This is a genomic window from Chromobacterium sp. CV08 (genome assembly GCF_051129845.1).
Classification (GTDB): domain Bacteria; phylum Pseudomonadota; class Gammaproteobacteria; order Burkholderiales; family Chromobacteriaceae; genus Chromobacterium.
The window spans coordinates 2,563,258-2,584,709 of the sequence record NZ_CP150453.1 but is presented as its reverse complement, the minus strand read 5'-3'; the positions used below and the strand labels follow the sequence as shown (position 1 = coordinate 2,584,709).

Annotated in this window: 27 protein-coding genes; 15 read left to right on the top strand and 12 right to left on the bottom strand. The window is 65.4% G+C overall.

From position 1 onward, the window contains the following. Positions 1-97: 97 nt before the first annotated feature. From WNM05_RS12090 to WNM05_RS12070, 5 genes are all read right to left on the bottom strand, one after another. The gene (locus WNM05_RS12090) at positions 98-1,063 is read right to left on the bottom strand and encodes an ABC transporter permease (protein ID WP_434626911.1); all 966 of its coding nucleotides are present in this window, start codon (positions 1,061-1,063) and stop codon (positions 98-100) included. After that, positions 1,064-2,155, bottom strand: coding sequence for an ABC transporter permease (locus tag WNM05_RS12085; RefSeq protein WP_434626909.1), 1,092 nt, complete (start codon positions 2,153-2,155; stop codon positions 1,064-1,066). Further along, complete coding sequence (locus tag WNM05_RS12080) at positions 2,152-3,681, bottom strand: ABC transporter ATP-binding protein (RefSeq protein WP_434626907.1); 1,530 nt, start codon at positions 3,679-3,681, stop codon at positions 2,152-2,154. The genes WNM05_RS12085 and WNM05_RS12080 overlap by 4 nt, the downstream gene beginning before the upstream one ends. 115 nt (positions 3,682-3,796) lie before the next feature. Then, positions 3,797-4,801 carry a BMP family lipoprotein gene (locus WNM05_RS12075; protein ID WP_434626905.1) on the bottom strand — a complete coding sequence of 335 codons (1,005 nt, stop codon included), beginning with the start codon at positions 4,799-4,801 and terminating at the stop codon, positions 3,797-3,799. A gap of 135 nt (positions 4,802-4,936) precedes the next feature. Then, positions 4,937-5,224: a hypothetical protein gene (locus WNM05_RS12070; protein ID WP_434626903.1), complete on the bottom strand. Its 288-nt coding sequence runs from the start codon at positions 5,222-5,224 to the stop codon at positions 4,937-4,939. Positions 5,225-5,261: 37 nt separating this feature from the next. Here WNM05_RS12070 and WNM05_RS12065 point away from each other — a divergent pair, with 37 nt between their 5' ends. The 4 genes from WNM05_RS12065 (at position 5,262) to WNM05_RS12050 (ending at position 8,472) form a co-directional block, all read left to right on the top strand. Then, positions 5,262-6,008, top strand: coding sequence for a tRNA pseudouridine(65) synthase TruC (locus tag WNM05_RS12065; protein ID WP_434626902.1), 747 nt, complete (start codon positions 5,262-5,264; stop codon positions 6,006-6,008). 13 nt (positions 6,009-6,021) lie between these two features. After that, positions 6,022-6,870, top strand: coding sequence for a 23S rRNA (adenine(2030)-N(6))-methyltransferase RlmJ (locus WNM05_RS12060; protein ID WP_434626900.1), 849 nt, complete (start codon positions 6,022-6,024; stop codon positions 6,868-6,870). Between the two features lie 299 nt (positions 6,871-7,169). Continuing rightward, the gene (locus tag WNM05_RS12055) at positions 7,170-7,859 is read left to right on the top strand and encodes a nitroreductase family protein (protein ID WP_434626898.1); all 690 of its coding nucleotides are present in this window, start codon (positions 7,170-7,172) and stop codon (positions 7,857-7,859) included. Positions 7,860-7,917: 58 nt separating this feature from the next. Then, positions 7,918-8,472 (top strand): thymidine kinase, encoded by a 555-nt coding sequence (locus tag WNM05_RS12050; protein WP_434626897.1) that lies wholly within the window; start codon positions 7,918-7,920, stop codon positions 8,470-8,472. A 6-nt stretch (positions 8,473-8,478) separates the two neighbouring features. Here the strand turns inward: WNM05_RS12050 and WNM05_RS12045 are convergent, their stop codons facing one another. Further along, entirely contained in the window at positions 8,479-8,847 is a 369-nt protein-coding gene (locus WNM05_RS12045; protein ID WP_434626895.1) for a VOC family protein, read from the bottom strand. A 158-nt stretch (positions 8,848-9,005) separates the two neighbouring features. Between WNM05_RS12045 and WNM05_RS12040 the strand changes: the two genes are divergently transcribed. Together WNM05_RS12040 and WNM05_RS12035 are read left to right on the top strand one after the other, a co-directional pair. Then, the gene (locus WNM05_RS12040) at positions 9,006-9,209 is read left to right on the top strand and encodes a tautomerase family protein (protein WP_434626893.1); all 204 of its coding nucleotides are present in this window, start codon (positions 9,006-9,008) and stop codon (positions 9,207-9,209) included. Between the two features lie 7 nt (positions 9,210-9,216). After that, positions 9,217-9,960, top strand: a complete 744-nt coding sequence (locus WNM05_RS12035) for an alpha/beta fold hydrolase (protein WP_434626892.1) — start codon at positions 9,217-9,219, stop codon at positions 9,958-9,960. Between the two features lie 42 nt (positions 9,961-10,002). Here the strand turns inward: WNM05_RS12035 and WNM05_RS12030 are convergent, their stop codons facing one another. Continuing rightward, positions 10,003-11,829 carry a hypothetical protein gene (locus WNM05_RS12030; protein ID WP_434626890.1) on the bottom strand — a complete coding sequence of 609 codons (1,827 nt, stop codon included), beginning with the start codon at positions 11,827-11,829 and terminating at the stop codon, positions 10,003-10,005. Between the two features lie 222 nt (positions 11,830-12,051). Here WNM05_RS12030 and WNM05_RS12025 point away from each other — a divergent pair, with 222 nt between their 5' ends. The 4 genes from WNM05_RS12025 to WNM05_RS12010 all read left to right on the top strand — a co-directional run bounded on the left by WNM05_RS12025 (position 12,052) and on the right by WNM05_RS12010 (position 14,267). Next, positions 12,052-12,585 carry a GNAT family N-acetyltransferase gene (locus WNM05_RS12025; protein WP_434626888.1) on the top strand — a complete coding sequence of 178 codons (534 nt, stop codon included), beginning with the start codon at positions 12,052-12,054 and terminating at the stop codon, positions 12,583-12,585. A gap of 9 nt (positions 12,586-12,594) precedes the next feature. Next, positions 12,595-13,020, top strand: coding sequence for a GNAT family N-acetyltransferase (locus tag WNM05_RS12020; protein ID WP_434626887.1), 426 nt, complete (start codon positions 12,595-12,597; stop codon positions 13,018-13,020). Further along, positions 13,013-13,618: a GrpB family protein gene (locus tag WNM05_RS12015; RefSeq protein ID WP_434626885.1), complete on the top strand. Its 606-nt coding sequence runs from the start codon at positions 13,013-13,015 to the stop codon at positions 13,616-13,618. The genes WNM05_RS12020 and WNM05_RS12015 overlap by 8 nt, the downstream gene beginning before the upstream one ends. A 79-nt stretch (positions 13,619-13,697) precedes the next feature. Continuing rightward, positions 13,698-14,267 carry a type 1 glutamine amidotransferase family protein gene (locus tag WNM05_RS12010; protein ID WP_434626883.1) on the top strand — a complete coding sequence of 190 codons (570 nt, stop codon included), beginning with the start codon at positions 13,698-13,700 and terminating at the stop codon, positions 14,265-14,267. On the opposite strand, the gene WNM05_RS12005 is transcribed toward WNM05_RS12010, so the two are convergent. From WNM05_RS12005 to WNM05_RS11995, 3 genes are read right to left on the bottom strand one after another with little or no spacing between them, the layout of a single operon-like run. Continuing rightward, a complete protein-coding gene (locus tag WNM05_RS12005; protein ID WP_434626881.1) occupies positions 14,264-14,956 on the bottom strand; it encodes a helix-turn-helix transcriptional regulator in 693 nt (230 codons plus the stop codon). The genes WNM05_RS12010 and WNM05_RS12005 overlap by 4 nt on opposite strands. 3 nt (positions 14,957-14,959) lie before the next feature. Continuing rightward, positions 14,960-15,751: a type I methionyl aminopeptidase gene (map, locus tag WNM05_RS12000; RefSeq protein ID WP_434626879.1), complete on the bottom strand. Its 792-nt coding sequence runs from the start codon at positions 15,749-15,751 to the stop codon at positions 14,960-14,962. Further along, on the bottom strand, positions 15,748-15,975 hold the full coding sequence (locus WNM05_RS11995; RefSeq protein WP_434626877.1) for a ParD-like family protein: 228 nt from the start codon (positions 15,973-15,975) through the stop codon (positions 15,748-15,750). Before WNM05_RS11995 ends, map begins: the two co-directional genes overlap by 4 nt. A 200-nt stretch (positions 15,976-16,175) precedes the next feature. Here WNM05_RS11995 and WNM05_RS11990 point away from each other — a divergent pair, with 200 nt between their 5' ends. Continuing rightward, a complete protein-coding gene (locus tag WNM05_RS11990) occupies positions 16,176-16,772 on the top strand; it encodes a LexA family protein (RefSeq protein ID WP_434626875.1) in 597 nt (198 codons plus the stop codon). An 18-nt stretch (positions 16,773-16,790) separates the two neighbouring features. Further along, positions 16,791-16,937 carry a hypothetical protein gene (locus WNM05_RS11985; RefSeq protein WP_434626873.1) on the top strand — a complete coding sequence of 49 codons (147 nt, stop codon included), beginning with the start codon at positions 16,791-16,793 and terminating at the stop codon, positions 16,935-16,937. A 91-nt stretch (positions 16,938-17,028) separates the two neighbouring features. On the opposite strand, the gene WNM05_RS11980 is transcribed toward WNM05_RS11985, so the two are convergent. Beyond that, on the bottom strand, positions 17,029-18,561 hold the full coding sequence (locus WNM05_RS11980; protein ID WP_434626871.1) for a cyclic nucleotide-binding domain-containing protein: 1,533 nt from the start codon (positions 18,559-18,561) through the stop codon (positions 17,029-17,031). Between the two features lie 204 nt (positions 18,562-18,765). Continuing rightward, on the bottom strand, positions 18,766-19,713 hold the full coding sequence (locus WNM05_RS11975) for a tRNA dihydrouridine synthase (protein ID WP_434626869.1): 948 nt from the start codon (positions 19,711-19,713) through the stop codon (positions 18,766-18,768). Between the two features lie 68 nt (positions 19,714-19,781). On the opposite strand from WNM05_RS11975, the gene WNM05_RS11970 reads away from it, so the two are divergent. From WNM05_RS11970 to WNM05_RS11960, 3 genes are read left to right on the top strand one after another with little or no spacing between them, the layout of a single operon-like run. Further along, entirely contained in the window at positions 19,782-20,237 is a 456-nt protein-coding gene (locus WNM05_RS11970; RefSeq protein WP_434626867.1) for a GNAT family N-acetyltransferase, read from the top strand. 59 nt (positions 20,238-20,296) lie between these two features. Next, positions 20,297-20,512 (top strand): DUF1653 domain-containing protein, encoded by a 216-nt coding sequence (locus WNM05_RS11965; RefSeq protein ID WP_434626865.1) that lies wholly within the window; start codon positions 20,297-20,299, stop codon positions 20,510-20,512. A gap of 4 nt (positions 20,513-20,516) precedes the next feature. Continuing rightward, entirely contained in the window at positions 20,517-21,443 is a 927-nt protein-coding gene (locus WNM05_RS11960; RefSeq protein WP_434626863.1) for a histone deacetylase family protein, read from the top strand. The last annotated feature ends 9 nt before the right edge of the window (positions 21,444-21,452 follow it).

Genomic DNA, 21,452 nt, shown 5'->3' with positions numbered 1-21,452 from the left:
CCCCGCCCGCCTGACAAGCCTCCATCATAGCACGGGCCGCCATGAGAAAAGCCCGCCGGGCCATGCCGGGCGGGCTTTTGCAGACAGGGCCGCCGGTTCAGCGCGACTTGACGAAGGGCACGCCTATCGCCTTCGGCGCCATCGCGCGGCCGACAAAGCCGGCCAGCAGCAGCACGGTCAGCACATAGGGGATGACCGCGATAGCCTGCGACGGAATCTGGCCTATCACCGGCAGCGCCACGCCCTCCAGGCGGATCTGGATCGCGTCGGCGAAGGCGAACAGCAGGCAGCCTATCACCGCCGGAACCGGACGCCATTTGCCGAAGATCAGCGCGGCCAGCGCCAGAAAGCCCTTGCCGGCGGTCATTTCCTTGATGAAGCTGCCGGTCTGGTAGACGGACAGATAGGTGCCGGCCATGCCGCACAATATGCCGCCCCAGAACAGCGCGGTGTAGCGCACCCTGGCCACCGAGATGCCGGCGGTGTCGGCCGCGTGCGGGTTCTCGCCGACCGCGCGCAGGCGCAGGCCGAAACGGGTCTTGTACAGCACCCAGGTGACCAGCGGAATGACGACCAGCACCGTCAGATATACCAGGATGCTGTGGCCCGATATCAGCTTGCTGTAGACCAGGCCCAGTACCGGCACGTCGCGCACGGCGTCGGCGAACGGCAGCGTGATCTCGTGGAAGCGCCCGTCGTCCGGCAGCTGCGGCGAGTTGCCGCCCTGCTGGAACCAGGCCAGGCCCAGCACCGGCGTGATGCCGGAGGCGATGGTGTTGATCGCCATGCCGGAGATCAGCTGGTTGCCGTTGTAGGTGACCGAAACAAAGGCGTGCACCATGGCCAGCGACACGGCGGCCATCATGCCGGCCAGCAGGCCTATCCACGGATTGTGGGTGAGATAGGCCGCCGCCGCGGAGGCGAACGCCGCCGCCAGCATCTTGCCTTCCAGGCTGATGTCCACCACGCCGGAGCGCTCGGAGAACATGCCGGCCAGCGCCGCCAGCACCAGCGGCGTGGCCACGCGCACGGTGGAATCGAGGAGACTGAAGAACATTTCCATTTACTTGTCCTTGCGCTTGAACAGGCCGGCGATGAACGGCTCGAACAGGTTTTCCAGCGCGCCGCAGAACAGGATGATCAGGCCCTGGATGAACAGGATCATCTCGCGGGTGATCATCGGCTTCTCGAACGACAGGTCCGAACCGCCCTGGGTCAGCGCGCCGAACAGCAGCGCCGACAGGACGATGCCGACCGGATGGTTGCGGCCCATCAGCGCGACGGCGATGCCGACGAAGCCGACGCCGTTGGTGAACAGCACGTTCATCCGGTGCGAGGAGCCCAATAGATCGTTGACCGAGGACAGGCCGGCCAGCGCGCCCGATACGCACATCGCGACGATGATGACGCGGCTGACGCTCATGCCGGCATAGCCGGCGGCGTGCTCGTTGGTGCCGACGGTGCGCAATTCGAAGCCCCAGCGGCTGTGCCAGACGATCAGGTAGAACAGGCCGGCGGCCAGGAGCGCGAACACGAAGCACAGGTTCAGCGGCGAGCTGGGCAGACCGGAGAACAGTTCGTGCATCTGCGGAATCCAGCCGTTCTGGCCGAACAGGCGGGTGGTCGGATTCTGCGAGCCGGCTTCGATCAGCTGGTGGCTGATCAGGTACAACATCAGCGAATAGGCGATGAAGTTGAACATGATCGTCGTCACCACGATGTGGCTGCCGCGCTTGGCCTGCAGATAGGCCGGAATATAGGCCCAGGCGGCGCCGAAACCCATCGCCGCCAGCACCGCCAGCGGAATCAGCACATAGGACGGCAGCACGTGGTCCAGGCCCAGCATCACCAGCGTCACGCCCAGGCCGGCCAGGTAGGCCTGGCCTTCGCCGCCGATATTGAACAGGCCGGCATGGAAGGCGGTGGCGACGGCGAGACCGGCGAAGATGAAGCTGGTGGTGTAGAACAGCGTGTAGCCTATGCCCTCGCCGTAACCGAAGGCGCCGTTGATCAGCAGCTTAAGGCATTCCCACGGATTCTCGCCAATCATCCAGGTGACGAGGCCCGTCACCAGCAAGGCGGCCAGCAGGTTGAGCGCCGGCAGCACGGTCAGCTGCGCCCAACGCGGCAAGGTCGATGGTTGTCCGAATTTCAATGCTTGTGCCCCCCCATCAGCAGGCCGAGGGAAATGGTATCGGCGTCCTTGGCCGCCACTTCGCCGGTAATCTGACCGCCCGCCATCACCAGGATGCGGTCGGCCAGCGCCAGGATTTCTTCCAGTTCCACCGAGACCAGCAAGATGGCCTTGCCCTGGTCGCGCAGCTCGACGAGCCGCTTGTGGATGAACTCGATCGCGCCGATGTCGACGCCGCGCGTCGGCTGGCCGATCAAGAGCAGGTCCGGGTCGGCGTGTATCTCCCGCGCCAGCACCACTTTCTGCTGGTTGCCGCCGGACAACAGGCCCACGCGCAGCAAGGGATTGCCCGGACGGATGTCGAACTGGGCGATGAAGTCGCGGGTGCGCTCCACCAGCTTCTTGCGCGAATACAGCGGACCGCTGCTCAGCGACTTGTCGTCGTGGTAGCCGAGTATCGCGTTCTCGAACGTCGAGAAGGCCTTGACCAGGCCCTCGCGCGAGCGGTCCTCCGGCACGTGGCCGATGCCGCGCTGGCGGTAGACGGCGGCGCGCGGCTTGCGGCGGCACGGCAGCTTCAGCAGGTCCTCGCCCTTGTAGACGATGCTGCCGGCGCTGGGCTCGCGCATGCCCGCCAGCACTTCCAGCAATTCGGACTGGCCGTTGCCGGACACGCCGGCCACGCCGACGATCTCGCCGGCCTTGACCTGGAAGTTCAGATTGTCGAGCAGCTTGACCTGGCGCGCGTCTATCAGCGTCAGGCCCTTGACGTCCAGCACGGCGGCGCCGGGCTTGCAGTCGGCCTTGTCGACTTTCAGCGACACCTTGCGGCCCACCATCAGGTCGGCCAGCTTTTCCTTGTCGACGTCGCAGGTGCGCACATTGTCGACGACGGTGCCGGCGCGCATCACGCTGACGTTGTCGGTGATGTCCATCACCTCGCGCAGCTTGTGCGTGATCAGGATCACCGTCTTGCCCTGTTCTTTCAGCGAACGCAGGATGTGGAACAGGTGGTCGGCCTCCTGCGGCGTCAGCACCGCGGTCGGCTCGTCCAGGATCAGCACGTCGGCGCCGCGGTACAGCGCCTTCAGGATTTCCACCCGTTGCTGCAGGCCGACGCCCAGATCGCTGACCAGCGCGTCCGGGTCCACCTCCAGCGAGTAGCTTTCGTTCAGCTGCTTCAGATGCTCGCGGGCCTCGTCCATGCCGCCCTTGAGCAGCCGGCCGCCTTCGGCGCCCAGCACGATGTTCTCCAGCACGGTGAAGGTCTCCACCAGCATGAAGTGCTGGTGCACCATGCCTATCCCCAGGCGGATCGCTTCCTGGCTGTTTCGGATGCGCGCATCCCTGCCGTCCACGCGGATGGTGCCGCTGTCGGCGTGGTAATAGCCGTACAGAATGCTCATCAGCGTCGATTTACCGGCGCCGTTCTCGCCGATGATGCCGTGGATGCTTCCCTTCGGCACGCTCATCGTCACGTCGCGGTTGGCCTTGACCGCACCAAAACTCTTGTTGATGCCGGCCAGCTCAATGGCAAACTCGGTCATGCTTGATATGTTCCCGATTCTTCTTCGATTCGTGTTTCCCCGGCGGCATGAACAAACAGCCGCGATGATGGATCACCGCGGCTGTGCCCCACTTTCCGGGGAAGTCGCTGCCGGTTTATTGCACCGGGCAGCTGTTGTTGGCGCGGTAGTCGACCACCTTGATCTTGCCGGCCATGATCTCGGCCTTGGCCTCGTTGATCTTCTTCTCCATGTCAGGCGTGATCTGCGGGCGGTTGTACTTGTCCAGCGCCCAGTCTACGCCATGCTCCTTCAGGCCCAGCACTTTCACGCCGGACTTCCAGGAACCGTCCTTGGCTTCCTTGAAGGTGTTGTAGACGGCGACGTCCACTTTTTTCACCATCGAGGTCAGCACCGAACCCGGATACAGGTAGTTCTGGTTGCTGTCGACGCCGATGGAGAACTTGCCGGCGTTCTTGGCGGCCTGCAGCACGCCCAGGCCGGTGCCGCCGGCGGCGACGAAGATCACGTCGGCGCCGCGGTCAAACTGGCTCTTGGCCAGTTCGGTGCCGCGCGCCGGGTCGTTGAAGGCCTGCGGGGTGGTGCCGGTCATGTTCTGCAGCACGACGACGTTCTTGTTGGCGTACTTGGCGCCCTGGGCGTAGCCGCAGCCGAAGGCGCGGATCATCGGGATGTCCATGCCGCCGATATAGCCGACCTTGCCGGTCTTGGACTTCAGCGCCGCGGCCATGCCGGTCAGGAAGCTGCCCTCCTGCTCCTTGAACACGATGCTCTGCACGTTCGGGCCCTTGGCCACGGCGTCGATCAGCGTGAACTTGACCTTGGGGAATTCCTTGGCCACGGTTTCCACGGCCTGGGCGAAGTTGAAGCCGACGGCGACGACGATGTCGGTGTCGCGTCCGGCCATCTTGCGCAAGAGCTGTTCCTTCTGGGCGTCGGACGAAATCTGGCCGTCGCGGTAGCTGACCTTGAAGTCCTTCTTGAAACGCTCGGCGCCGTTGTAGGCGGCTTCGCTGAAGCTCTTGTCAAACTTGCCGGCCTGATCGTAGATCACGGCGGGAGTGAAGTCCTTGGCGCAGGCGGCTGCGGACAGGACCGCGGCGGCAACCGCGAAGCTGAGTCGTTTCAGTTGGATGGTCATCTCTATAACTCTTGGTTGAGTTGGGTCAACGCGCCAGGCTCCATGCAGGCGCGGCGATTGCAACAGCGCGGACTTTGATGGTGACAGCCGAATTGCGATCGGCATGTAACCTGCCGACTACAGCTCCAGCTGTGCCTAAGCGGCCTGAACCGCCTCCTGCGCAATGCAAAAACCGGCTGCAGACACCACTTTGTCGTTCTTCTGAGCGCGGCGAATTGTAATGAGCGTTAACCTGCCTGTAAACAATTTCCTCTCGACTTTGAAATACCGTGTCGCAAACATTTCTTCACCTAAAAATACTGATTCGCCCGCAAGCCGCGCCAGTGCTGGATTATGCGATTGACATTTACCGATTGTCATGACTGTCAATGACTGAATTGATCCAACACAAAACATAAGGGCTATATCCAAAGCAGCGTGCAAGCCCTACAATTCCGCCCTGCTCAAGACCTCCGTTTCCATGCTTCAGATACTCTATCGGGACGATCGCCTGATCGCCATCCACAAGCCCGCCGGCCTGCTGGTGCACCGCACCGTGCTGGATCGCCATGAAACCCGCTTCGCCGTCCAGTTGCTGCGCGACCAGATAGGACAGCGCGTCTATCCGGTGCACCGGCTGGACAAAGGCACCTCCGGCGCGCTGCTGTTCGCGCTGGACAAGGATGCCGGCCGCGAGATGAGCTGGCAGTTCGAGCGCCAGCAGGTGGAGAAACGCTACCTGGCGGTGGTGCGCGGCCATACCGACGGCGCCGGACACATCGACCACCCGCTGAACCGCCGCCCCGACGACCTGGAATGGATAGGCGAGGCGGTGGAAACCGCGCCGCAGCCGGCCGTCACCGACTACCGCACGCTGGCCCGCGTCGAGCTGCCCATCATGGTGGAACGCTATCCCAGCAGCCGCTACAGCCTGCTGGAGCTGTCGCCGCAGACCGGCCGCCGCCACCAGCTGCGCCGCCACCTGAAGCACATCGCCCATCCCATCATCGGCGACTCCACCTACGGCAAGGGCCGCCACAACCGGATGTTCGCCGACCAGCTGGACTGTCGCCGGATGCTGCTGGCCTGCGTGGAAATGCGGCTGACGCTGCCCGACGGCGGCCCGCTGCTGCTGCGCTGTCCGCTGGAGCGCGACTTCTCCGCGCTGCTGTCGCGGCTGGGCTGGCTAGACGCCGCCGGCGCCGCCGGAATCGAATCAACCATCTGAAAGAACAAGAACCATGCTCAGCTACCGCCACGCCTTCCACGCCGGCAACCACGCCGACGTGCTCAAGCACCTGATCGAGATCGAGCTGCTGAACTACCTGGGCCAGAAAGACAAGCCCTACTGGTATATCGACACCCACGCCGGCGCCGGCGCCTACTCGCTGACCGAGGGCTACGCCGTCAAGAACGCCGAATTCGAAACCGGCATCGCCCGGCTGTGGCAGCGCGACGACCTGCCGGAGGCCGTGCGCAACTACGTGGACGTGGTCAAGCGGATGAATCCGGACGGCGAGCTGAAGTTCTACCCCGGCTCGCCGTGGTGCGCGGCCGACGTGATGCCGGAAAGCGACAAGTTGCGGCTGTTCGAGCTGCACCCCAGCGACGCGCAGATCCTGCAGCAGAATTTCGACGGCAGCGGCCGCCGCGTGCAGATCCAGCAGGCCAACGGCTTCGACGGCATCAAGGCCGTGCTGCCGCCGCCGCCGCGCCGCGCGCTGGTGCTGATCGACCCGCCGTACGAGGACAAGCGCGACTACCAGAACGTGGCCACCGCGCTGAAAGAAGGGCTGAAGCGCTTCGCCACCGGCGTCTACGCCGTGTGGTATCCGTGCCTGCAACGGGCGGAAATGAAGGAGATGCTGCCGGAACTGAAGAAATTGCCGGCCAAGAACTGGCTGCGCGCCGAATTGCAGGTGCAGGGCCCGTCGGCCGACGGTTTCGGCATGCACGGCAGCGGCATGTTCATCCTGAACGCGCCGTGGACGCTGCCGCAGACGCTGAAAGAGGTGCTGCCCTACCTGGTCGCGCATCTGGGCCGGGACGCCAAGGCCGGCTTCGTGCTGGAAACCGGCGGCGATCTGTAAAACCTCGCGCCACTCGGAGACAAGCGCCCGCGTAGGGCGCTTTTTTACGTCCGGCCGCCCCGCCCCGTCAAGTCGCATCGCTTTACTTGAAGTATTTTGACATGAAATAAAATTACATGACAAACAGCTACTCAAATGCATAATGCCGATTGCATTTCAACGAAAAAGGCTGCCATGCTATCGCCGGAAGGCGACCGAATCGGCCACCGGCCGCCCGGACACGGGCACGGAAAGCCGCGTCGCCGCCAAACCGCCGGATCGACGCGCCGGCAACGCTACGCCCACCGACAGGAGCCGCCATGAGCAGATTGCCGTTCAACCAGGGCCAGCCGGCCTTCATACCGCTGAGCACCTACCGACGCTATCCCGAAGCCGAGATGGTGGAGCGCTCCCGCGCCTTCTACGCCGACATCCGCCGCCGCAAGACGGTGCGCGAATTCACCAGCCAGCCGGTTCCGCGCGAAGTGATAGAGAACGCGCTGCTCGCCGCCGGCACCGCGCCGTCCGGCGCCAACCACCAACCCTGGCATTTCGTCGTCGTCGAGGACGCGGAGCTGAAACGGAAGATACGCGAAGGCGCCGAAACCGAGGAACGCGAATTCTATACACACCGCGCGCCGCAGGAATGGAAGGACGCGCTGGCCCCGCTGGGCACCGACGCCGACAAGCCCTTCCTGGAAACCGCGCCGTACCTGATCGCCATTTTCGGCCAGAAGAAAACCATGCTGGCCGACGGCGGCGAGATCAAGAACTACTACGTGCCGGAATCGGTATCGATCGCCGCCGGCTTCCTGATCGCCGCGCTGCACCACGCCGGCCTCGCCACGCTGACCCACACGCCCAGCCCGATGAATTTCCTGAACCAGCTGCTGAACCGCCCCGCCCACGAGAAGCCCTACATCCTGCTGGTGGTCGGCTACCCGGCGGACGGCTGCATGGTGCCCAATATCGGCAAAAAGCCTCTGGACGAGATCGCCAGCTTCTATTGAACGCGCCGGCCATGGTATGCTGCGCGCCCGGCAATGCTCCCACGCGCCCAGAAACGCCATGGCCAAACTGTTTTTCCGATATGCCGCGATGAACAGCGGCAAGAGCACCCAGCTGCTGCAGATCGCCAACAACTACGAATCGATGGACAAGAAGGTGGCCCTGTACACCAGCGCCATCGACGACCGCTACGGTATAGGCATGATCACCTCGCGGCTCAACATCCAGCGCGAGTCCGACACCTTCGACGCCGGCTTCGACTTCCTGGCCCAGGACTACGGCGATACCGCCTGCATCCTGGTGGACGAGGCGCAGTTCATGACCCCGGAACAGGTTCAGCAGCTGCACCGGCTGGCCCATACCCGGAACATCCCGGTGATCTGCTTCGGCCTGCGCACCGATTTCCAGGGCCATCCGTTTCCCGGTTCGGCCTGGCTGCTGTCGCTGGCCGAGGACGTCGAAGAGATCAAGACCATCTGCCAGTGCGGCCGCAAGGCGACGATGCACATCCGAATCGACGACTCCGGCAAGCGGGTCAAGGAAGGCCCGCAAGTGGAGATCGGCGGAGAGGCGCGCTACCGCGCCGTGTGCGGCAACTGCTTCCACACCGACTGAGGCCCATCACTCCGTCGCCACATAGGCCCGCAGGCGATGGCCGTCCGGGTCCAGGGCGACGAAGGTGCGGCCGAAATCCATGTCGGTGACCGGCTGGACAATGCGCAGTCCCTGCGCCCGCCAACTGTCGAAGCAGGCATCCAGCGCGGCGAAATCGTCCAGCCGAACGGCCAGCTCCCCTCCTCCGCTCACGAGCTCCGCGTCCGGCTTCACCTCCTTGTGCGCCCACAGTCCCAGACGCATGCCCGACGCGAAGCGGAACATCGCGAAAGTCGACGTCTCCTCCAATGGTGCCAGATCGAACAGGCGGGAATAGAAACGCGCGCTCCGCGACGGCTGTTCGACATACAGAATGACAAGGTCGGGATATTGCATGATGGTTCTCCTGGTTGATGCCGCTTCTTGCGGCAGGTCCCCATGCTACTCCCCGCTACTGTCAGTTTCTGTCAGTAGCGATCATCCGGCAACCATGACAACATGATCGCGCCATCCGCCAATGGCGCCACCCGGCATACCGACGAAGGATTCAAGCCATGCCCGATGTCAACGCGCAGATCACCGCCTGCGCGCCCCGCCGACAAAAAGCCGAACGGGTAAAGGACATCCGCGCGTCGCGGGTCCGACATCCGGGCAAGAAACCGGAACACAGCCATATCGTGATCCGGGAAACCCTCGAAGAGAGCCGGGGCGACGCCGGCCAATTGACGAACGACGGGAAACGCGGCAGCGCGGAGTGAGATCGGCATGCGACACCACCACCGGCTCATAGACGGCGACCCGTCGCGCCCCTGCCTGGTCTTCCTGCACGAAGGCCTGGGCTGCGACGCGATGTGGGGCGGCTTTCCCGACCGGCTGTGCCAGACCACCGGACTGGCCGGCCTGGTATACGACCGCCAGGGCTACGGCCGGTCCGAGCCGCTGGCGCGGCCGCGGACGATACACTATCTGCACGAATACGCGCTGAACGAGCTGCCGGCGGTGCTGGCGGCCTGCCTGCCCGAGCGGGATTACATCCTGATCGGCCATTCCGACGGCGGCAGCATCGCGCTATTGCACGCGGCGGAACAGCCGGCCCGGCTGAAGGGCGCGATCACCGTCGCCGCCCATGTCTTCGTCGAGGATGCCACGCTCGCCGGCGTACGCGCGGCTGTCGACGCCTGGCGGGCCGGCAAGCTGGACGGCCTGGTCAAATACCACGGAGACAAGGCCGAGACGCTGTTCCACGCCTGGTCCGGCACTTGGCTGAGTCCCGCTTTCGCCCACTGGAACATAGCATACGCGCTGCCGTCCATCGGCTGCCCGCTGCTGGCGCTGCAGGGCGCCGACGACCAGTACGGCAGCGCGGCCCAGCTGGACGCCATCGCCGGTCAAACGCGCAACGGCCGGCAAACGACGTTGCCGCGCTGCGGCCACAGCCCGCACCTGGAGGCGCCGCAAGCCACGCTGCAGGCGGCGGCGGACTTCATCGCGGCCCACTGCCTGGGCTGAAGCCCGCGCCGGCCATCGCATGCCGCGCGCCCAAACAAGCGCTCATGGCGATAGTTTGCGAATCAGATTGTTGAGTTGGTCCGTCACATAGACATTGCCGCTGCCATCGAGCGCAATGCCCGTCGGGCCGTTGAACGACGCGGCCGCGCCCTGGCCGTCGGCGGAACCGGCCGTTCCCGAGCCGGCCAGCGTCACGACATTGGCGTTCCGATCGATCTTGCGGATCAGATTGTTGCCCGAGTCCGCCACATAGATATTGCCGCTGCCGTCTATCGCTAGACCCGTGGGCGCATTGAACGACGCGCTGGTCCCCTGGCCGTCGGCGGAACCGGGCCCGCCCGACCCGGCGAAGGTCACCACATTGCCGCTCGGATCTATCTTGCGGATCAGCCCGTTGCCCGCCTCCGCCACGTAGAGATTGCCGCCGCTGTCGATCACGATCCCCGCGGGGGAGTTGAACGACGCGCTGGTCCCCTGGCCGTTGGCGGACCCGGGCGTTCCCGACCCGGCGAGGGTCACGACATTGCCGCTCGGATCTATCTTGCGGATCAGATTGTTGCCGGTATCCGCCACGTAGACATTGGAGCCGGCGTCCACCGCCACGCCCAGCGGGGAGTTGAACGACGCGCCGACGCCCTGCCCGTCGGCGGAGCCGGTCGCGCCCGATCCGGCCAATACCGTCACGGTGGCGCTGTTCGTCCCGGTCGGAATGATCTTGTAAATCAGATTGCAAGCGCCGCACCCCTCGTAAATGGAGCCGTCCGCCGCCACCGCTACGCCAAAGGGCTGGCTGATGGCGCCGGTTCCGACATAGGTCAACGAAGAATAGGTCGTGACATTGCCGCCCGCGTCTATCTTGCGTATCGTCCCGTCGCCGTAGTCAGAGGCGATCAAATTGCCGCTGCCGTCCAGCCCGAGACCCGCCGGAAAATTGAACGAGGCGCTGGCCCCTTGCCCATCGGCGGAACCGGCGGCGCCCGATCCTGCCAGCGTGGTCACCGTAGCCACCCTGTCGGAGCAGCTGACCGCGATATTCGCCACATCGGCCGTGACGGTGCCGGATGGATTGCTCAGCGAGTAGGACTGCCAAACCGGCTGGGAGGCGAGCGTGACGTTGTACTGGCTGCCGGCAAGCAAGGGCAGCGCAAAGGTGTACGCGCCATTGGCGGACACATTCAGCGTATCGGAGTTGTTGTTCTTCAGAAGCAGCGCGCTGCCGGCATCCAGGCCGCTCACGGTCAAGCCGACCGTGTAGCGCTGCTGCGGAGTCGACGAAGTATTCGCGCAAGTGACGGCGAGACTGCCGACATCGACAATCGAGATGCCCGAATTATTCGTCAAGCTGCAGACCTGCCCTGTCGGCTGGGTCTTGATTGAAACGGCAAAGGCATTTCCCGAGGCGACGGACGCGCCGAACTGGAAGCGCCCGTTTGCACTCAAGGTGATGGCGTCGGAGCCGTTATTGAGCAAGACCAGCGAGCCCCCGCCCGCCAGGCCGGAAACGGTGCCGCCGACAATATAGCTGGACTGCGTGCTCGGCGTACTGGCGCAAACGACGGAAATATCGCTGACATCGGACGCCGCCGTGCCGGAAGCGTTCGACAGCAGGCAGGACTCTCCGGCCGCGATGGACTTGATCGTCACATTGTAAGGCTGCTTTGCGGAAATTCGTTTGGGAAACACAAAACTGCCGTTGGCCCGTAGCGTCAGAAAATCCGCTCCGTTATTGGCCAATACCAGCTGGGCGCCCGCCGGCAACCCGGACAGCGTGCCGGAAATCGCATAGCCGTCGACGCCCTGGGATGAGCCGCAGGCGATCAGCAGCGCCACCGGTAGCAGAAAAGACCAACGCAATGGAATTGCCCGCATTTGAGCACATCCTCATACCGGAGCCTGTTCGAATTTCAGTAAACGGCTCGATGCCTGTCAACCTGATAATCCTATGCGCCGCCGGTTTCCGCCTGTGGCGGGCATGCCGCCAACATGACATCATATTGACCGAATGCCCGAGCTGCCGACAATGCAGGCGATGGCGGACCTCATCGCCGAGTGCTGCGGCCGCAGACCCACCACGCACGAAACGGAAAACCGATGCTGTTCGACGCCATGCCCACGCTGGACCACCCTGACGCCATTCTTCGCCCGCTGTACCCGGATGACATCCTGGCTTGGTACGACTACCTGACGCTGCCGCAGGTGTTCGAACACACCAGTTGGAATCTGCGGGCACAGTCCGAGCTGGCGGACTACGCCTGGCAAGCGGAGCGCTTCACCGAATCCAGCGCGCTGCGCTTCGCCATCGCCGATAGGGGCAGCGACCGCCTGCTCGGCACCGCCGGCTTCCATACCGTCTCGCCGCTCAATGCCAGCGCCGAGATCACCTACGACCTGAGTCCGTCCGCCTGGGGCCGCAAGCTGGCGACAGCGGCCTGCGCCGCCCTGCTCGACTGGGGCCACGGTCATGCCGGCCTGGTACGCATCCAGGCGACGGCGCTGCCGGAAAACATCCGCTCGATACGGGTGCTGGAAGGCAACGGTTTCCAGCGCGAGGGCCTGATGCGCAGCTATCGCAAGGTGCGCGGCCCGTCGCGCGACTTCTGGATGTACAGCCACATCAAGGATTAGGAGAAACCTATGATCCAACCGGCCCGGCAGGACCAGGAAATCGAGCGCTGCTTCCCCGTGATGCGGCAACTGCGGCCGCATCTGCGGTCGGAGACCTTCGTCGCCGCGGTGCGCGCGCAAATGGCCGAAGGCTACCAATTGGCCTACTTGCAAGAAGATGGCGCCGTCGCCTGCGTGGCGGGCTTCCGCCTGCAACGCACGCTGGTGGCCGGACGAAGCCTGTACGTCGACGACCTCGCCACCGATGAAACCACCCGTTCGCGCGGCCACGGCGCGGCGATGATGGCCTGGCTGCGCCAGCTGGCAATAGCCGAGGGCTGCGGCGAAATCCATCTGGATTCCGGCGTGCAGCGACACCGCGCCCACCGCTTCTATTTGAACCGCAATATGGACATCGTCGCCCACCATTTCTCGGAGCAGCTCAAGCATGACTGAAGCGGTGACGATCATTCCGCATCAATCGCGCTGGGCGGACGAGTTCGAGGCCATGGCGGAAAGATTGCGCGCCGCGCTGGGGGATTTGGCCCTGAGCATCGACCATATCGGCTCCACCTCGGTGCCCGGCCTGGCAGCCAAGGATGTGATCGATATCCAGATCACAGTCGCGGAACTGGACGAGGCGGTTGCCAATCGTTTGCAGGACGCCGGTTTCGAGCGCAAGCCGTTCAATCGCGATCACCTGCCGCCGGGCAGCGACGCCGCGCCGGAGCAATGGCGCAAATTCTTCTTCCGGGAACCGGAAGGTCTGCGCCGCGCGCACATCCACGTGCGCCGCGCCGGCAGCGCCAACCAGCGTTATGCCTTGCTGTTCCGCGACTACCTGCGCGCGCATCCGGCGACGGTGGACGCCTATGGGGAACTGAAACGGCGCCTGGCGGCGGGTCTGGCCGATCCGGACAGCTATCCGGACGTGAAAGACCCCGCAGTGGACCTGATCTATCTCGCGGCCGAGCAATGGGCATCGCAAACCGTCGCGCAGCGCAGGTTTGGCTTCACAAAAACAGCGTCGACAAAGACTGCTGACAGAAACTGACAGCGGCATCGATTACCTTTTGGCCACCTGCGGACCCCGCAAGGTCCCGGTTCCCCTCCAAACACTTCAAGGCAATCCGATGAAACGCGCCCTCACCATCATCACCGAAAATTTTTCCGACTGGGAAACCGCGCTGATCAACGCCTCAGCCCGCGGCTATTACGGCTTCGACGTGCGTTACGCCGGGCCCGGCGGCAAGCCGCTCACCTCCGCCGGCGGATTGATGGTCACGCCGCATCTGGCGATAGAAGCGATCGAACTGGAACCGCTGGACCTGCTGATCGTCTGCGGCGGCACCATCTGGCAAACCGAACAGGCGCCGGACATCGCGGGCTTGGTCGCCGCCGCCCACGCCCGCGGCGTCGTCGTCGCCGGCATCTGCGACGGCACCCGCGTGCTGGCGCAGGCCGGCGTGCTCGACAAGGTGCGCCACACCTCCAATTCGGCCGACAACCTGGCGCTGCCCGGCTACGCCGGCGGCGCCCATTATCAGAACGTGCCCCATGCCGTCGGAGACCGGGGCGTCGTCACCGCGCCCGGCACCGCGCCGGTCAGCTTCATGGAGGAGATCCTGGCCGCCCTGGACATCGGCGGCGCCGATCTGGACGCCTATCTGGCGCTGCACGCCGCCGAGCACCGCAAACGCTAGCGCGCGTCCGCGGCGATGCCCAGGCGCTGCCGCCATTCCTTCAGCAAGGCCTGGCGCCGGCGCGGATAGCGCTCGTCCAGGCTGTCGCAGCGCCCTATCCTGTCGCAGCGGAAATGGCGGAAGTCCTGGCGCAGCTCGCACCAGGCCGCCAGCACCTGCGCCTTCTCGAAGAAACCCAGCGCGAACGGCCACACCACCCGCTGGCTGTCGCCGCCGTCGGCGTCCCGGTAGCAGAGGACCAGCTTGCACTGGCGGCGTATCGCGTCGCGCAAGGCGCCCATGTCCACCGCGATGTCAGGCGCCTCGGCCGGCCCCACCAGCAGCGTCTCGTCGTCCAGCCGCCGCCGCAAATCGTCCGGCAGCACCGCCGCCACCTTGGCCAGCGCATTGCCTGCGGCGCCGGCCAACCGGGGGTCGGCCCGCTTTTCCACCCAGCGCATGCCCAACACCAGCGCCTCGATCTCCTCCTCGGCGAACATCAGCGGCGGCAACAGGAAGCCCGGACGCAGCTGATAGCCTATGCCCGCCTCCCCGGCGATGTCGGCGCCCTGCAACTGCAGGCTGGCGATATCGCGGTAGACGGTGCGTACGCTGATCGCCAGCTCGTCGGCCAGCGCCTGGGCCGTCACCGGGCGACGGTGGCGGCGCAGCAGCTGCAACAGCGCCAGCAGGCGCTCGGAACGCGCCATCGCTCAGGCCAGCGCCGGATAGCCGCCCAGCCCGTCCGGCCAGGCGGTCAACACTTCGAAACCGTCGTCGGTGACGGCGACCATATGCTCCCATTGCGCCGACCACGAGCCGTCCTGCGTCACCACCGTCCAGCCGTCGCTCAACTGCCGGGTGCCCGCCTTGCCGGCGTTGATCATCGGCTCGATGGTGAACACCATGCCGGGCTTCAGCTTCAGGCCGGCGCCGCGGCGGCCGTAGTGCAGCACCTCCGGCTCCTCGTGATAGACCCGGCCGATGCCGTGGCCGCAGTATTCGCGCACCACGCTGAAGCCGGCGGCCTCGGTCACGTTCTGGATCGCGTGGCCGACGTCGCCCAGCGTCGCGCCGGGACGGACCGCGAGGATGCCGGCGCGCGTGGCGTCATAGCAGGTCTCGACCAGCCGGCGCGCTTCCGGCGACGGCGCGCCGGCGTAGAACATCCGGCTGCTGTCGCCGTGCCAGCCGTCCTTGATCACCGCCACGTCGATGTTGACGATGTCGCCGTCGCGCAAGACCTGTTCCGTCGACGGAATGCCGTGGCACACCACCTGGTTGACCGACGAGCAGATGGCCTTCGGGTAGCCGTAGTAGCCGACATTGGCCGCCTTGGCGCGCTGCACCTTGACGATGTATTCGTGACAGCGCGCATCGAGCTCCTCGGTGCTGACGCCGGGCCTCACATACTCGCCTATCATCGCCAGCAGCTCCGCCACCAGCTTGCCCGCCTCGCGCGCCTTGGCCACCTCGGCCGGCGACTTGATCACCACCTTGCTCATCGCGCCGCCTCCTCCGCCTGCCGCTGAATATCCAGTCCGCTTCCATCCTGGCCGGCGCGCAGCAGCAACTGGCAGATCTCGCTGTAGCGCAGGTCCGGATTCAGCTCGGCCAGCATGCCTATGCGCAGCCAGTGCTCGGCCTGGGAATTGATCGAACGGCTCAGCGCCTCGCTGGCCGCGCGCAGATTGTCATGCATCTGCTCCGAAATCTTGACGATGCCCATCGGCGCCCCTCGATATACGTTTAATATATGGAACGTATATTAGTTGGCGGCCACTGGCAAGCTTTCCGTCTCCTGTCTCCGATTGCCAACAGCCGGCCAAGCCTTTGACGGCGCGGCTCCGACGCCTTTGAACCATCCCCTGGCCCCGATGCGGCGCCGGCCTTCTTGCAATTCCATTTGATATTGTACAGAATCAAAACATGGACAAGGACACACCCAGACAACACGGCGGCAAGCGCTCCGGCGCCGGCCGGAAATCGGTCTTCGGCGGCGACAAGACCGTCGCCCTGCGCGTGCCGGAGCCGCTGAAGCCCATCCTGCAGCAGTGGCTGGACGACTATCGCAGCTGGCGCACGGCGGACAGCGCCCAGGCTTCCGACTTCCGCACGCTGGGCGCCCAGCTCAGCGAGCTCTCGCTGCCGCTGTTCGCCGGCAGCGTGCCGGCCGGCTCGCCGGTGCCGGCAGACGATCTGAAAGAAGCCGACATCGACCTCAACACCCATCTGGTCAGCCGCCCCGGCGACACCTTCATGGTGACGGTGAAAGGCGACTCGATGCAGGGCGCCGGCATACACGACGGCGACCTGCTGCTGGTGGAGCGCAGCCGCGAGCCGCGCAGCGGCAAGGTGGTGGTGGCCGCGCTGAACGGCGAACTGACGGTGAAGCGGCTGGAGCGCGGCCCGAACGGCCTGCGGCTGCTGCCGGAAAACCCGGCCTATCGGCCGATAGACGTGCCCGAGGATGCCTCGTTTCATATCTGGGGCGTGGTGACCAACGTCATCCATAAAGTGGACTAGCCAGCGACGGAGACAGCAATGGGACAGCAGAACGACAGCATCAAGATGAAATTCAACGACTGGAAGCGGCTGCCGCGCTCCTACCGCGCGATGATAGCCGGCCAGCCCCAGGTGCTGGTCAGCCGGCCGGGCCGCGACTACTACATGCCGGTGCAGTTCGTCTGAGTGGCCGCTGCGGGCGTTCCGGCCCACCGCGCGGATACTGGGCGGCACACCGGCGAGAGTCGACAATGCCGGGCCGCCCCCGAACAGACGCTCAGTGCTTGCTGAGCCCGAAAAAATTGCGGATGCGGTCCACCAGCTCGCCGCGGCGCGGCGCGTTGCCGGCGACATCCTGCCAGTCCTCCGGCAGGCGGTTGCGCCGCTCCTCCAGCCGTTCGGCCAATATCGCCGAAATCGCCTCGGCCAGTTCCTTGCGCGACTCCAGTATCGACTGGAAGGCCTCCTTGTCCAGTCTCAGGCACTCCACATTGGAACGGGCGATCACCGTTCCCGAGCGCGACTCGCCGGTCATCAGCCCCATCTCGCCGAAGAAGCTGCCGGCCTTCAGCACATCGACCAGCTTGCGCTCACCGTCCGGCAGCGCCACCCATACTTCCACCTCGCCGGACAGCATGATGTACAGCCAGTGCGCCACCGAGCCCTGGTGCATGATGATGTCGCCGGTGACGAAGGGGGTGAACTTCAGCTGATCGGCCAGGATCACCATCTCCTCGTCGTTCAGTCCGGACAACAACTCCACCCGGCGCAGCGCCTGCACCCGCTCCTCCAGGTGCTTCTTCATCCGCGCCTCCATATACTTCTCGTTCTCCTTGATCGTCAGCACATTGTAGTGCGGCGAGGCCATGCGCAGATTGTGCCGGCGCAGCGCGGCGTCGATATGGGTGCGCACGATGGAATCGGTCAGGTCGTCGGCCGCCAGATTGGTCAGCCAATAGCGGACGGCGTAACGGCTGTAGCCGTTCTCGAAGCCCATCAGGATGCAGTTGGGCTCCGGCGTCAGCGCCACGCCGGGCAGCTGCGCCTCGCGCAGCGACTTCTCCACCACCGAGATGATCTGGGTCGGCAGCGTGTCCCAGCTGATGCTGAACCACACCCAGCGCCGCCACTGCTGCGGACAGCCGTGGCGCTTGCCGAGAATGGCGAAATGGTTCTTCATCAGCACGCTGTTCGGGATCACCAGCGTTTCCCAATTGCGCGTCTCCACCGTGGTGGCGCGCCAATTGATCTCCACCACCCGCCCGACCAGGTCGCCGACCTTGATCCATTCGCCGATCTCGACCGAATTGTCGAACTGCAGCGAGAGGCCGGCCAGGATATTGCCCAGCGTGTCCTGCATCGAGAACGCCAGCACGGCGGTGATGACAGCGGAGGTGGTGACGATGTGGCTCAAGTCCAGGCCGGCCAGCCGCAGCAGCACCAGGCCCCAGCCGACGTAGCCTATCGTGACCAGGATGTCTTCGAGGATGCGCGGCGGATGCAGCCGCAGCAGCGGCATCAGCAGGCGGAACAGCAGCATCGCCCACAGCCGGATCAGCGCCAGCCCCATCACGATCACCGCCGTCTGCCGGACGACTTGGCCGGCGGCGCCCTGACCGCTGAAATTGACCACCAGCAAGGCCGCCAACGCGATCAGCAGCGTGCGCAGCACCCGCTTGCGGCTGTCCGGCCGCAACAGGTAGAGCAGCGCCGCGAACGCGGCGGTGACGCCGACGAAAACCGTCAGCGGGCCATACCATACCGCCGGAATCAGTTTTTCCAGCCAGCCGACCGCGGGGGTGGACTCCATGCCTGCTCCGCCATGATTTTTGCTCTATTCATAGCTCACGGCGGCGGATAAAAAAAATCCCTCCCGCGAGGGAGGGGTGCAAGGTATCGGGGAAGTGTAAGATCCGCGGCCGAGCTGGCCGGCAGAAATTACAGAGCCCTGTTTTACCAAAACAGGACACCATTTCATGTTAACAACTGTTCCCGATTTCCGGTATGAGTATATCTACTTACCCAATTTTGCCATCAGAATATCATCAATGATTTCAGGCTCTTGCTCGCGGCGGATTTCATCGAACAAATAGCCGGCCTCCGGCCAGGTGCGCTTCAGCAGGCCCAGCCACTGCTTCAGCCGCGCCACCGGGTAGCGGTTCTCGCCGGACTTGTCGCGGCATTGGCCGAAGAAATCCCTCACCCACGGCAGCATGGCGTCCCAGCGCATCGGCTCGGCGGGACCGCCGCCGGCGATGCGCAGCGCCAGATCCGGACAGGCCACCAGGCCGCGGCCTATCATCACCGTGTCGCAGCCGCTGTCGGCTCGGATCGCGCGATAGTCGTCCAGCGTCCAGACCTCGCCGTTGGCCGTCACCGGTATGGCCACCGCCTCGCGGATGCGGGCGATCCAGTCCCAGTGGGCCGGCGGCCGGTAACCCTCGACCTTGGTCCGCCCGTGCACCGTCAATTCGTCGGCGCCGGCGCTGGCGATGGCCTGGGCGCACTCCAGCGCCCGGCTCTTGTCCTCGTAGCCCAGCCGCATCTTGGCGGTGACCGGCGTGGCGGCCGGCACCGCTCGCCGCACCGCGCCGACGATCTCATGCAACAGCTCCGGTTCGTTCAACAACACCGCGCCGCCGCGATGACGGTTGACAGTGGGCGCTGGACAGCCGAAATTCAGATCAACGCCGGGCGCGCCGAGGCTGGCCGCCTTGGCGCCGTTTTCGGCCAGACAGGCCGCGTCCGAGCCCAGCAGCTGCACCCGGACCGGCACGCCGGCGCGGGTCTTGCCGGCGTTCGCCAGCTCCGGCGCCAGCCGCATGAAGGTACGCGTCGGCAGCAGCACCGAGGTGACGCGCACGAACTCGGTGACGCACAGATCGATGCCGCCGATGCGGCTCAACACGTCGCGCATCACATCGTCAACCAACCCTTCCATCGGGGCAAGCACCAGCTTCATTATCTAACCTGCTGAAAAAGGGCGTTATTGTAACGCAGCGCGGATAAAAACATGACGGAGATTATCGATTGAGCGCCAACCTCACCATCGCCACGCCGGAATCGGTCGGCAGCTGGCTGCCGCTGTTCACCGCCTACCTCGCCTTCTACCGGGTGAGCCAGCCTCCCGAAGCCTGCCTGGAATACCTGGGCGAGCGGCTGCGCCGGCGCCAGGCCGTGGCTTTCCTGGCCAGCGTCGGCAACCGTCCTCAAGGCTTCGCCCTGATGTACGCCGGCTTTTCCTCGCTGACGCTGCAACCGTGCTGGATGCTGCACGACCTGTTCGTGGCGCCGGAAGCGCGCAGCCTGGGCATAGGCGCCCAGCTGATAGCGCGCTGCCAGCAGTATGCGCGCGATCTCGGCGGCGGCCAGATCATGCTGCAGACCGCCCACGACAATCTGCGCGCACAGCAGCTATACGAACGGCTGGGCTTCGTCCAGGACCAGGACTTTCATGTCTACTACTGGAGCAGCGACGCGTCTTGACGCTGCCGGCCGGCTGCGGCATCCTCGGCGCCCGTTCCCAATCCACACAGGAAGCCCGCATGCCGTCTCCCGGAATCTATCAGCACTTCCGCAACCGCCAGCTCTACCAGGTGCTGGGCGTCGCCAAGCATTCGGAGACCCAGGAGCCCATGGTGATGTACCGCGCGCTGTACGGCGATTACGGCCTGTGGGCCCGCCCGGCGGCGATGTTCGACGAGACGGTGGAACATGAGGGCGAACGGGTGCCGCGCTTCGCGCTGATCCAGCCCTTGTAGACCGATGCGCCTGTACCGCACCGACGCCTTCCCTTTGCCGCTGCCGGCCGGCCACCGTTTTCCGGCCGAGAAATACCGGCTGCTGGCGGAGCGGGTGGCCGTCTGGGCCGCGCCGTGGATGGAAGTCGCCGCCGCGGCCACGCCGTACGAACTGGCCCGCGCCCACGATCCGGACTATGTCGCCGCGGTAGAGGACGGCTCGCTGGACGCCCGCGCCCAGCGCGAGATCGGCCTGCCATGGTCGCCTCAGCTGGCCGAGCGCAGCCGCCGCTCGGTCGGCGCCACCATCGCCGCCAGCCGCACTGCGCTGCAGCAAGGCTGCGGCGTCAATCTGGCCGGCGGCACCCACCATGCCTGCCGCGACGGCGGCGCCGGCTTCTGCGTGTTCAACGACATCGCCGTGGCCGCGCTGCTGATGCTGGACGAGGCGCTCGCCCGCCGCGTCCTGGTCATCGACCTCGACGTGCACCAGGGCGACGGCACCGCGGCCATCGCCGCCGGCGAGCCGCGCATCTTCACCTTCTCGATGCACGGCGAGCGCAATTTCCCGTTCCGGCGCGTCGCCGGCTCGCTGGACATCGACCTGCCCGACGGCACCGGCGACGCGGCCTATCTGGACACGCTGCGGGACGCGCTGCCGCGCGTCTTCGCCGCCGCGCGGCCCGACCTGGTGTTCTACCTGGCCGGCGCCGACCCCTACCGCGGCGACCGGCTGGGCCGGCTGGCGCTGTCGTTCGAAGGGCTGGCGGCGCGCGACCGGCTGGTGATGGAGGCCTGCCGGCGCCACGACACGGCGCTGGTGGTGGCGATGGGCGGCGGCTACGCCGATCCCATCGCCGACACCGTGACAATCCAGGCCGAAACCGTCAGACTGGCTTGTCAGCTGTTCGGCGACGCCGCGCTCCGCCAGGCGGCGGCGCGGCACGGTTAACCATCCACG